Raw genomic sequence first — 12,827 nt, forward strand, 5'->3', positions numbered from 1 at the left:
CATTTTCGACCTGAAATGTTTGTTTTTTGCATGTTTTACACTTTTTTAAGTGTAAACCTTTTTCAGGACGTGACCCTGAGCCTGCTTACTGGTAAGGCAATGGCCCAACCGGTATACCCATCTTTCTTTGCAGGTTCAGGGCAGAGTCAAGGTGCGCTGATAAAATAGGCAGATTGTCCAGGGCGAAAGCCTTTATCTCCACATCTGCCGCATTCTTAGCCGCACTTTTAAATGCGCGGATATCTCTCTTATGATCATCTATCATCATGCTGATATAGGCCCTGTCAAATGCTTCTCCCTTCTTTTTTTCCAGTCTTTCCTTCATTTTTTGCTGATGATTGGACACCGAATCAGGGAGTATTATATTTTTGGATGCAGCCAATGCTTTCAGTTTTTCGTTACCTGCTCCGTGATCTTTTATCATTAAGGCCCCAAAAGCCTTTACCTGTTTGTTCATAGAATTTGTTTGGGCCAGCTGTCCCAGCTGTACCTCTGTCATTCCTCCACTGGCGGCTTCTACCAGGAAATCAGCATCTGCTTTGGAAGGAATAACGGCTAATGACTCCGCAGACGGGCTGCCCATCATCTGGCTGTCGATTTTTGCGCGGTTGGCTTCTTTGGCTTTCTTTTCGCTGTCGGAAGACCTGTTGTTACAACCCCATAAGAGGAACAATGACGACAGCGTATAACAGAAGAAAAGTGAGTTTTTCATAATCCCTCCTTTTAGGGAAATGGCCCCAAAACATATGCCATGAGTATCCCTTTACATAAGATATCCGGGGGTCTTATGATATAAACTCAGCCTGGGTTTAATGGCTATTTTCCCCTTTTATTTCCGTTCTTCATCTATACGGAAAGACACTTTACAAATGATGCCATAGGTAGATACCTTGCCGTCTTTTACATGTGCTTTGATGTCTTTTACATAAACAGAATCTATGTTATGTATGGTTTTTGAAACCTCGCTTACAGCATTATTGATAGCGTCTTCAATGCTTTTTTCTGATGAAGAGATGACTTCAATTACTTTTACGATAGACATAAGATGATCTTTTTAAATGATTAGAAAAGAACCTTGTAAGAGGTGATAACAATAACATTGTCAATAAGGTTCCACCGGCAGCCGGTAACTTCCGAAGAAACAGGCACCTTCCGGAACCGGCCATCCAAAACATTTTCCCGGTACCAGGAAGAATTTCCGGCCTTATTCCTAATTCATAATCAATTAATTTTCAATTATTTAAAGACACCGCTTTTTCATTGAGAATTTTTGCTCTAGTTTGTGCTTCCAAACATGAACATAAAATAAGCATTGTCAAGTAAGCAAGCATACGGGGAAATTGAGCTGATATCTTCTTTTCAGCAGGGCGAACACAAAGCACTGCATCAAATTTATGCGCTATACCAGCGGCCACTCTGTTTTTTTACGGAACAGCTGACTTCCGATACCATGGCCGCAGAAGATATTGTTTCGGAATGCTTCATCCAGGCATTTCAAAAAAAAGAAAACTTCCCCACACTGGGCCAACTGAAAGCTTTCCTGTTCACTGCCGCAAGAAACGCCGCCCTTAATTATCTAAAGGCACAAAAACGACATGGTGATATTCACCAGTCGATAGAAAGGGTAGCCGACCGCTTTTCCATAGATGTTGAAAAAGCCTATATAAAAACGGAGGTAATACAGGCTATTTTCCTCGAAATTGAAAAGCTGCCACCACAATGCCGGCAGGTAGTGCGCCTCTCCGTTATCGACGGGAAACGGCCGCAGGAAATAGCCGATGAGCTCAATATGGCCTACCAGACCGTTCTGAACCAAAAAGCAAAAGGTGTAGGATTATTACGCACCGCTCTTTTAAAAAATGAGCTGATATCCCTGCCAGTCCTTGTTTCCGCACTATTATTGCTGCAACGCTGATTTTTTTTTGAGAAGGGCGGTATAAAAGGAGGAGTTAGTTGTTTTAGTAGTATCGACATGAGGGAGAACAATCATTACATAGCCGGCCTGATTGGCAAATACCTGGACAATAGTCTGAATGCTGACGAGCAAATTGCATTAACGGAGTGGATCAACACCTCCGATGATAACCGCCGTCTTTTTGCAGAACTAACCGATCAGCAACAGCTGGTGGCGAATCTTCAGCGGTTTTATGCCTATGATACAGGCAGGATTTCCAGGAAGATCAGTGAACAGATCCCTGGATTTGACCAACCTGCTGCGACCCCGGTTCACCGGGTTCATTTCATCCGCAGATGGGGCTGGGCAGCTGCTGCAGCACTGCTGCTTGCAGGAAGCACCTACCTGCTGGTAATGAATAAAAAAGATCAGTCGCCGGTCATCGCATCAAAGGTAGCGGATATCACTCCCGGCAGTCAGGGCGCTATACTCACCCTGGCCGACGGACGACAGGTTGTACTGGATAGCATGACCAGCGGAATTGTTGCGCACCAAAGCGGTACCTCCGTAGTATTATCTAACGGAAAACTGATGTATGATCCTTCCGGGGAAACCGTTTCCGATATCCAGTATAACAAAATGACCACGCCCAAAGGACGGCAATTCCAGATGACCCTACCTGACGGCACCAAAGTGTGGTTAAATGCAGCCAGCTCCATCCGCTACCCTACCGTGTTTGCGGGCAAGGAACGAAAAGTGGAAGTATACGGGGAAGCTTGTTTTGAAGTAGCAAAAGATGTCAATAAACCTTTCCTGGTAAATGTAAATAATAAAGCTTCCATAGAAGTACTGGGCACGTTGTTCAACGTAAACGCCTACGAAAATGAAAAAACGATCAATACAACATTGCTCGATGGAAGCGTAAGAGTAGTCAGTGAACCTGCCAGCATAATCCTCAAACCTGGTCAGCAGGCACAGATCAACAATATTTCCGGCACCAATAAACCGGGAGCAAAAATAGCTATAGTAAGCAATCCGGACATTGAAAAAATAATGGCCTGGAAAAATGGCCTGTTCAACTTTGAAGGCGCCAATCTCGAAGAAGTAATGCGACAGCTGGAACGCTGGTACAATATAGATGTAGTTTATGAAAATGGTATACCGGATATACAATTCATGGGAGAAATGAGCAGGCAGATATCATTAACAGACCTGCTGGAAATATTAAGGAGAACAGAAGTAGACTTTAGAGTAGAAGGACGCAAATTGATTGTGCTGAATAAATAAGTATCAGATACACTTCACCGGAGAATCACAGAAGGGGCCTGTATGGCCCGGCCTGACTATTTTATTAAACGAACCAACCATTAAAAAACCGTCACGGATTGCGGCCGTGACGGTGTATTTGACTTAGTTGGTTTCTAAACGGTTTATTGCAATTCACATTTATTAACAACCAAATCTCATGCAATTTATGCAAAAAAAATGCTATTGGCCGCCCGATCGCCGGGGAAAAAACATGGGCCTAACCAAAATCTTTCTGGTAATGAGACTTACTGTCATTTTATTAGCCGCCGCCATCTTTCAGGCAAATGCCTCGGGTCACGCACAAACCGTTACCCTTTCGGGTAAAGCCATCCCTATCAAACAAGTATTTAGTGCCATCAAACAACAAACAGGGTACGTAGTTTTCAGTAATAATAACACGATCAATGATACACGGAACGTATCGCTTTCCGTACGTGATATGCCGTTGAAAGATCTGCTGAATGAAGTATTGAAAGATTTTCCGGTTACCTATGTGATCAAGGACAAAACAATTGTATTGTCCCGCAAAACAGCGCCGGCCGGCAATATCCTGGCTCCTCCCAATACCATCACCGGTACCATCCGCTCTGCAACCGGTGAACCACTGCCGGGCGTTTCTGTCCGGATAAAAAATACAGTCAGCGGCACCATCACCGGGTCTGACGGCTCTTTCTTCTTTAACCGTCCTCCCGAAAATGCGGTATTCGTGATCAGCATGCTGGGATATGAAACCCTGGAAATCGCTGTCCTGAAAGGGAATAATGGTTTCACTGCCAACACGCTTGATAAAGCACAATCGAAGTCGCTGCTGGTAACCGATGGCGCCAACCTGTTACTGAACATCACGCTGAACAGGAAAGACTTTGAAATGAACGACGTAGTAATCACCGGGTATATGAACGTGAATAAAAAGAACTACGTAGGTTCCGTTTACTCCGTGAAAGCCGATGATATCAAGATAGCCGGCGAAACCAGCATCGACCAGATGTTGCAGGGCGTTGTGCCCGGCATGTCTGTAATGACGCAATCGGGGCAGGTGGGTTCCACCCCAAAGATCCGTATCCGCGGTACCTCTACCATCCTGGGCAACCAGGAACCGGTTTGGGTAGTGGATGGCGTAATCCAGCGCGATCCCTTACCAATGCCCAGTGGCAGCGGATCACTGGCAGGAGACATGAGTGAACTGCGCCTGATTGCCTCCAACGCAATTTCCTGGCTGAACCCAAACGATATTGAAACCATCACCGTTTTAAAAGATGCTTCGGCCACCGCTATTTATGGTTCACAGGCAGCCAACGGCGTAATTGTACTCACCACAAAAAAAGCCCGTCCCGGCCAGTTGTCGGTGTCTTACAACTCCAACCTCACCGTTGGTCAGAAACCTACCTACGGCGACTTCGACCTGATGAACTCCCAGGAACTGATGCAGTTTTCGAAAGAAGTATACGAAGCGCGCGACAGCTATACTGCTGAAGTATTGCCTATCGGCTACGCTGCACTGATCCAGCAACTACAAAGAAAAGAGATTGATTACGCCACTTACGTGGAACGGTACCGGAAGCTGGAAAATCAGAATACCGACTGGTTCTCTCTCCTGTTCCGCAACCCGTTCAGTCAGAATCACAGCCTGAGCATCTCCGGTGGTACCGAGAAAATCTCAAACAGAACCTCCCTGAGCCTGCAACAGCAAAACGGCGAAGCCAAAGGAAATGACCTTACTTCTTTCGCCGCCTCTTCCAACACCACGCTCCGGTTTGGAAAACGGCTAACCGTAAACTTTATGCTGAATGGAAGCCGCCGGGAAACAAATGGTTTTGCATATGGCGTAGATCCGTTCACCTATGCTTACAATACTGCCAGAACCATTCCTATGTATAACGACGACGGCTCCCTTTTCTATCATGAGAAAAGAGGGGAATCCAGCACCGTTTTCCCCGGCAACAACAGCTACCAGTATAACATTCAGAATGAAATTAATAATACCGGGAATAAAAATGTGACCACTAACCTGTCGTCTACTGCAGATGTGAACCTGCAGTTAACAAAGGACCTGCAATACCAGGGACTGTTATCTTACACCCTTACCAATTCCAACGTAAAATCTTACGCTACGGAATTATCTTACTATATCACTCAAACAAGAGGATATGAGTTTGGCAGCGTACTGTCCAACTCCCCGCAGGAACTGGCCAGCCGCCTGCCTTTCGGAGGACTCGTACAAATGCAGAATGCCAATAACAGTGGATATACCTGGAGAAACAGCCTGGTGTATAACCACCTGTTTGGTACTAAACATGCCGTTACCCTCCAGGGGGGAATGGAGGCAAGATCCGCACTCACGCAGGGTAACACTGATACCCGTTATGGCTATCTCCGTTACCGCGGAGAAAGTTATGCGCCTGTTCCGGCACTGTCTGCGGCTATCTCCGGCAACGGCGATAATCTCCTTGACCTCATGCGCGTAAATTCCCGCATCGTTAACCAGAAGAGTAATTTCCTGAGTGAATATTTTTCTGCGGTGTATGGTTTTGATCAGCGCTTTATCTTCAACTTCAACGCAAGACTGGATGCCTCCAACCGTTTCGGGCAGGACAAAAACAAGCGGTTCCAGCCAACCTGGTCGGTGGGTGGAAAATGGCGCGTTGCCAATGAAAAATTCCTCAGCTCCGTGAAATGGCTGAATGCGTTCGACGTATCTGCCACTTATGGCTACCAGGGAAATGCAGTGGAAGCAGTATCTCCTTACCTGATTGCCACCGACGGAGGACTCAGCAACGTATTCAAACAGTATATCCTCAATATCAAATCGCTGCCTTATCCTGAACTGGGTTGGGAGAAAACAAAAACATGGAACCTCGGACTGGATGTTGCCATGTTTAACGGCCGCCTGAGCGCTACCGCCAACTGGTACAAAAAAAGCAGTAACATCCTCGCTTCACGGGACGTGCCCGTTGAAAACGGGATGAATTCCGCAACCGTATTTGGCTCCCTGATGGAAAACACCGGCTATGATCTGATCATTAGTGTAGTGCCGGTGCGTACCAAAGACTTCATGTGGCAGTTTTCTGTGAATACAGGTCTTGCCCGGAACGTGCTGAAACAAAACGAAAGGGTTAATACGAGAGAGGATTATCTGAACGGAACAGCTATTGTGAACGGAGAAGCCTACTCCACTTTTTATTCCTATGCTTATGCAGGTTTAAGTCCGGCCAATGGAGTACCGCTCTTCAAAAACATGGATATTAAACCTACTGCCAACGACCTGGAATACCTGGTAAAATCAGGTAAGCTGGATCCCGACTTTTCCGGTGGATTCAATACAATGGTCAGGTATAAGAACCTCTCCTTAAGCGCACAATTCGCCATGGCATTCGGAAATCAAAAAAGACTGCCGGTGTTCTACAATGCTTCCGGTGCGCCCACTCCCGAACAGAATGCTCCCAGGATCCTGAAGGAACGCTGGAAACAACCAGGCGATGAGAAATATACCAACGTTCCTGCTGTTCCACCCGGCAATCCCCGCAGGATAGAGCTTAACCTGCCAACGATGAATTCGCTTCCAGTAACGCCATATTACCTGTATAACCAATCCGATTACATGGTGGCAGATGCTGATTTTGTCCGCTGCCGGCAAATTTCGTTTAACTACGAGTTTACACAGGAACTGCTGAAAAAGATACACATTAAACGACTGAGTACATCCCTCAGCATGACCAACCCGTTCCTGGTAACTTTTGACGATGCATGGAGAGGCTATGACCCCGAAACAAACGGATGGCCTGCCCGCAGAACAACGTCATTATCTTTTAATATGACTTTCTAATATTGAAGCGCATGAAATATAAGTTATTCTCTGTTTTCTTTGTCTTCACGCTGCTGGCATCCAGCTGCACTAAATTCCTGGAAGAACAATCCCAGAGTGAAATCATTCCCAAAACTGCTACCGATTTCCGGGAGCTGTTGATGGGATCAGGTTATATGGGAAATGACGAGCCAACTGATTTTCTTTCCCGCATGGACGACGACGTGGATCTTAACATTGAATGGGGCGCCGGTACCGGCTACTCCATTGTAGGAACGGCTACTGTGAAAACGGATTACCTCTACTATACGTGGCAGCCTCAGTTAGCCGACAGAAATGGTTTGGGCGATCTTATCAGTGAAGATCCTGCATCTACCGCCTACTTCTATTTTTATGAACGGATCATGGGATGCAACGCCGTGCTGGATAATATCAACACCGCCATCGGCAGCCAGCAGGAAAAAGACAGGGTAAAAGGTGAAGCCCTGGCTATGCGGTCGTTCTATTATTTCCGGCTGGTAAATCTCTACGGAGAACCTTACAACAGCAATCCACAGGCGCTTGCCGTACCCTTAAAGCTGAACTCCAGTGTAACTGCGGAATACATGGAGCAGGCGACCGTTGCAAAAGTATATGAGCAAATCGTCAACGACCTGAAAGAAGCTGCCACGCTGATGGACCCGCTGCCCATTGCGCGCAGGGACTATCACATCAACCAGCCTGCCATTCATATTCTTTTATCAAGGGTATATCTCTATATGGAGAAATGGGAAGATTGCGTAGCAGAAGCTAATAAAGTGTTTGAACAAGGAAGTGTGCTGATGGATATGACCGGCATCACCACCGGGTACTACCTCACCTATACCAACCCTGAAGTGGAATGGATGTTTGGCGGAAAATCACAGGGGGGCGACCAAACCGCCTATACGTTTTCACCGGAACTTATGTCCATTTATGATGCAGAGAAAGATGTACGCTACAAATATGGCATCTCTGATTCAAACGGCGACGCGCCGCTCATATCGAAGTATACAAACATAGCCGGGGAACTTGTTCAATGTCTTCGTACTGGAGAAGCCGTGTTAAACAGGGCAGAGGCAAATGTGCAACTCGGAAAACTGAGCGCGGCCATGAAAGATCTGAATGACCTGCGCCGTACACGTATCATCGGTTATACAGATGAAAACATCGGCGATAAAGCAGTGCTGCTAAAGGCGGTACGGGACGAGCGCCGGAAAGAATTTTTCCTCGAAGGGTTCCGCTGGTTTGATCTTCGCCGTTACGGCATGCCGGCCATTACACACCGGTATCAGCATGAACTGGGAGAAGCCATTCTGCATTACACACTGAAAGAAAAAGACCCGATGTACACGCTGCCTTTTCCTAACAGTTTGCTGCAGAGGAATCCGGCACTGAAACAAAATCCTTCCGGCGCCATGAGCGACAGGATCGGACAGTAACTATTAAACACGCAATACCATCTTTAACATGAAACATATATTTCTCATCGGCTGCATCTCCAGCATATTATTATTCTCCTGTTCGAAGGATAATGAAATTGGCGCACCGGCGCCGATCGGACCTGACTATGTGTTGCCGCAGGGGAACGCCCCCAAAGAGGCAAATGATAAAATCCAGCAGCTGTACAACAACTACGGATCTTACTTCCTGTATGTGTTTACACAAAAGGATTTTGAGTGGACACAGGCATCCGGCACCAGCGCATCAAAGATCGATACAGCGGTATTGGGCAATCCCGCCTATGCCGGGGATATGCTGAACTTTCTCAATGATGTGTGGTTGAAATTTCTTCCGGAAGATTTCAGGAAAAGCCAGGGGATTCCTTACCGGGTACTGATGGCCGATACCATCAAACAATACCGGCCAGGCATGCCGCCAGGCAGGGAATATCTCTACTTCGATTACAAAGTAGTAGGTAAGTCTATCACTTTCGCGGGCATGAACGCATCCCTGCGAACCATGACCCCGGCAGAGAAAGTAGCGAAAAAGAATATTCTCACAAGCGCTATCTGGAGTTATTACATCAGTAACAATATCCTGGATATTCCCGCAGCATTTTATACCGTCAGCAATTACGCTACAGCGGCAGCGCCTACCTCGCCATTGTCGATGCCGGACAACCTGGAAGCCTTCCGGAACAGGGGCTTTTTACCCACCAGCTATGATCCCATCAGCGGCAGAATAGGCGAATGGTATTATGGCACCTATTCCTGGGGAACGGCCAAGTCAAATGATATTACTTCATTTATCATGCATATTACAACCCGGACGGATGCACAAATGCAACCGTACCTGCAGTATCCGCTCATCAAACAGAAGTTTGATATCCTGGTGGATTATTACAAAACAAAATATCATATAGATGTACGCGCTATTGCAAACGCCGCCTACTGATTCCTGACCTTTCCTTTCGCCCGGGGCTTGTCCCCGGCGAAAGGTATTTTTCAGTAACCCATCTTTATAAAAAAATATTCAAACGCAATAACCGTGTAAGCAAAAGCTTACGCCTGCTATTTTATTCAATAAACAATCCGTAATGAATGGAAAACGCCATCGTAAAAGTTGAGAATCTGTCTCACCGTTACGCCTCCCAGTGGGCGGTAAGAGACATAAATTTTGAGATCCATAGCCAGGGAGTTGTGGGCCTGCTGGGTTCCAATGGAGCCGGCAAATCCACTACCATGAATATCATTTGTGGGGTGTTAAAACAATCAAAGGGAGAAGTATTTATCAACGGCATCAACCTGAAAGAAGACCCGGTAACGGCCAAACGCAACATCGGTTTTATGCCGCAAAAGCTGCCGCTGTACCTCGATTTCACCGTGGAAGAATACCTCACCTATTGCGCCGATTTGCGGATGGTGGAAAAAGACCAGGTAAAAAAAGCAGTACAGCAGGCATTGGAAAGATGCGGCGTGGCGCATTTCAGGGAACGCCTGCTCCGCAACCTCTCCGGCGGATACCAGCAACGTGTGGGCATTGCCCAGGCCATTGTGCACAACCCTAAGTTTGTAGTACTCGATGAACCCACCAACGGCCTCGATCCAAACCAGATCGTGGAAGTAAGGAACCTGATCAAGGAAATTGCAACAGACCGCTCCGTGTTATTGTCTACCCACATCCTCACAGAAGTACAGGCTACCTGCAAGGAAATCAAAATGATTGAAGAAGGGCAGATGGTGTTTTCCGGAACCCTGGAAATGTTCGACAACTACATCGAACCCAATTCACTGGTAGTAATGCTGGAAACGCCTCCCGCACAGGAGGAACTGCTGAAGCTGGAAGGTATCAGGTCTATTGAACAACTGGCGCCCTCCCGTTTCAGACTCGGATACGACGGGGAAAAGAAAACGGCGCAACGGATCGCGGAAATAAGCGTGGGCAGAGGCTGGGGACTTATGGAACTGATTATTGAAAAGAGTTCACTGGATGCTGTATTTGCCAGGTTGTCTAAAAAAAATACCAAATAAAAAATCAATAAAAGATATTCAATGAGACAAATTTTTAAGATCGCCAAAGCAGAGTTATTCACTTTGTTTTATTCACCGATCGCCTGGATGATCCTCGTGGTATTTACTTTTCAGACAGGGATGGGTTTTGCAGACACCATGCAGGAGATGCTGCGGGGCCAGAGCAGCGGCCTTGGCTTGTCCTTTATCTCCGCCAATATTTTTTCCGGACAACGGGGATTGCTTGCCTCGGTGCAAAGTTATCTCTATCTCTATATGCCCCTGCTCACAATGGGATTGATGAGCCGGGAGCTGAGCAGCGGTTCTATCAAATTATTATATTCATCTCCCATCACTTCCTCACAAATCATCCGCGGTAAATTCCTGGCGATGATGGCCTATAGCCTCCTGCTGATAGCAGTGCTGCTTGTGTATGTGGTTGTGTGTATGTTTATAGTAGACAAGTTTGAACTGGCGCCGGTATTATCGGGACTTCTTGCCATTTACCTCCTGATGTGCGCCTATGCTGCCATTGGATTGTTTATGTCGTCCCTCACCTCCTACCAGGTAGTGGCCGCCCTCGGAACGCTGGTACTGCTGGGCACTCTCAGCTATATGAACAAAGTATGGCAGAGCATTGATTTTGTACGTGATATCACCTACTGGCTATCGATTTCCGGCCGTTGCAACGAAATGATCGCCGGATTGATCTGTACAGAAGATGTACTTTATTTCATTATTGTAGTAGCCATGTTCCTGGGGCTGAGCATCCTGAAATTACAGGCTAACCGCACGCATGCATCTTTTTCTTCCGTATGGAGCAAGTATGCACTGGTGGTGATAGCCGCTATGGCGCTGGGTTACACCACCTCCCGGCCAATATTCATGGCCTATTATGATGCTACCGAAACAAAGCGGAATACCCTCACGCCCAACAGCCAGGCCATCATGGCCAAACTGGATGGCGGCCTCACCATCACCACCTATGTAAATCTCCTCGACCGGGAAGGCTACAATGGGATGCCCGAAATGGTAAATGAAGATAAACAGCAGCTGAAACAATATATCCGTTTCAAACCGGAAACAAAGCTGAAGTACGTTTATTATTATGATACCGCCAGTAATAACCCCCGCCTGAACTTTGTTTATAAAAACAAATCCCTCGCGGAAATGGCGCAAAAGGAAGCAGAGATCAAAGACCTGGATATTGATATGTTCCTGAAACCGGAAGAAATAAGAAAGCAAATCAACCTCAGAGATGAAGGCAATGTTTTTGTTCGCCTGGTAGAAAGAGAAAACGGACAAAAGGCTTTTCTGCGGATTTATGAAGATATGATGAAATTCCCCGATGAAGCAGAAATATCTGCTGTGTTCAAACGCATGGTAATGAAGCTGCCAAAAATCGCCTTCCTGCAAGGCCAGGGAGAACGTAAAATTGAAGGCGACCGCATAAAGGACTATACCCTGTTTTCTTCTGTTAAAACATTCCGTTATGCCCTCACCAACCAGGGCTGCGATGTGGAAACACTGGACCTCTCCGGCAATAACCAGATCCCCAAAGGCGTAGACATTATCGTAGTTTCCGATATGCTGCAGGACATGGATTCCGTTTCAAAACGTAAACTGGATGCCTACATTGCCAATGGCGGAAACCTGGTGGTAACCATCAAACCCGGATCAGCGGTGATGGAATCTTTCATCTCACAATTTGGTGTAAAAACAATACCTGGTCAGCTGGTACAACCTAAAACGGATGTAGCGGCCAATGCCGTGATATGCAGACCTACAAATGCAGCTATCAGCATCGCACCTATGTTTGAACTGATGATCAAACAACATGCGTATGTGGGTATGGTAAAAGCAGCTGGTTTGGTGATGGCGGAAGATAAAGGTTTTAAAGCTACTCCTGTTCTTCAAACCGATACCATGAAAACATGGAACGAAACACAGACTATCGATTTTGTCAATGATTCTGCTTCCGTAGATATTATGGCCGGAGAAAAAGCAGACAGCTTTGTTACAGCAATGGCCTTATCGAGAAAAGTAGGTAATAAAGAGCAACGCATCATGATTATAGGAGATGCCGACTGTATCAGTAACGGTGGTATGAAACCGCCTATCAGATATTACGGCGCTTCCAACTTTTCTTTGATTCCAGGTATGTTCCATTGGCTATCTTACGGCACCGTACCGGTAGATGTAAGTCGCCCGCATTCAAAAGACAACACCCTCTTCCTCACCAAAGGAAGTTTGAAAGTGGTGAAATACGGGTTAATGGGTGTAATCCCCGGATTATTGCTGATAGGCAGCAGCATTTTACTTATCAGGAGAAGAAGAAAATAAAACAAACAGC

9 protein-coding genes are annotated in these 12,827 nt (G+C 46.4%); 7 read left to right on the forward strand and 2 right to left on the reverse strand.

All coding sequences use genetic code 11. The features are described 5' to 3' along the window. Positions 1-85: 85 nt before the first annotated feature. Together V7S65_RS14930 and V7S65_RS14935 are read right to left on the reverse strand one after the other, a co-directional pair. Positions 86-712 (reverse strand): DUF4142 domain-containing protein, encoded by a 627-nt coding sequence (locus V7S65_RS14930; RefSeq protein ID WP_336387142.1) that lies wholly within the window; start codon positions 710-712, stop codon positions 86-88. Positions 713-829: 117 nt separating this feature from the next. Next, positions 830-1,042: a dodecin family protein gene (locus V7S65_RS14935; RefSeq protein ID WP_079468862.1), complete on the reverse strand. Its 213-nt coding sequence runs from the start codon at positions 1,040-1,042 to the stop codon at positions 830-832. Positions 1,043-1,312: 270 nt separating this feature from the next. Here V7S65_RS14935 and V7S65_RS14940 point away from each other — a divergent pair, with 270 nt between their 5' ends. The 7 genes from V7S65_RS14940 to V7S65_RS14970 all read left to right on the forward strand — a co-directional run bounded on the left by V7S65_RS14940 (position 1,313) and on the right by V7S65_RS14970 (position 12,817). Further along, a complete protein-coding gene (locus V7S65_RS14940; protein ID WP_079468863.1) occupies positions 1,313-1,915 on the forward strand; it encodes an RNA polymerase sigma factor in 603 nt (200 codons plus the stop codon). A gap of 57 nt (positions 1,916-1,972) precedes the next feature. Further along, complete coding sequence (locus V7S65_RS14945; RefSeq protein ID WP_336387143.1) at positions 1,973-3,181, forward strand: FecR family protein; 1,209 nt, start codon at positions 1,973-1,975, stop codon at positions 3,179-3,181. A gap of 259 nt (positions 3,182-3,440) precedes the next feature. Next, positions 3,441-7,025 carry a SusC/RagA family TonB-linked outer membrane protein gene (locus V7S65_RS14950; RefSeq protein WP_336387144.1) on the forward strand — a complete coding sequence of 1,195 codons (3,585 nt, stop codon included), beginning with the start codon at positions 3,441-3,443 and terminating at the stop codon, positions 7,023-7,025. A gap of 11 nt (positions 7,026-7,036) precedes the next feature. Continuing rightward, positions 7,037-8,464 carry a RagB/SusD family nutrient uptake outer membrane protein gene (locus V7S65_RS14955; RefSeq protein ID WP_336387145.1) on the forward strand — a complete coding sequence of 476 codons (1,428 nt, stop codon included), beginning with the start codon at positions 7,037-7,039 and terminating at the stop codon, positions 8,462-8,464. 28 nt (positions 8,465-8,492) lie between these two features. Next, complete coding sequence (locus V7S65_RS14960; protein WP_336387146.1) at positions 8,493-9,419, forward strand: hypothetical protein; 927 nt, start codon at positions 8,493-8,495, stop codon at positions 9,417-9,419. 146 nt (positions 9,420-9,565) lie between these two features. Beyond that, complete coding sequence (locus V7S65_RS14965) at positions 9,566-10,495, forward strand: ABC transporter ATP-binding protein (RefSeq protein ID WP_079468867.1); 930 nt, start codon at positions 9,566-9,568, stop codon at positions 10,493-10,495. A 21-nt stretch (positions 10,496-10,516) separates the two neighbouring features. Then, complete coding sequence (locus tag V7S65_RS14970; protein WP_111579527.1) at positions 10,517-12,817, forward strand: Gldg family protein; 2,301 nt, start codon at positions 10,517-10,519, stop codon at positions 12,815-12,817. Positions 12,818-12,827: the final 10 nt, after the last annotated feature.

The sequence above is a fragment of the Chitinophaga sp. CCNWYY40 genome, from assembly GCF_037483205.1.
In the GTDB taxonomy this organism is placed as follows: Bacteria; Bacteroidota; Bacteroidia; order Chitinophagales; family Chitinophagaceae; genus Chitinophaga; species Chitinophaga ginsengisegetis.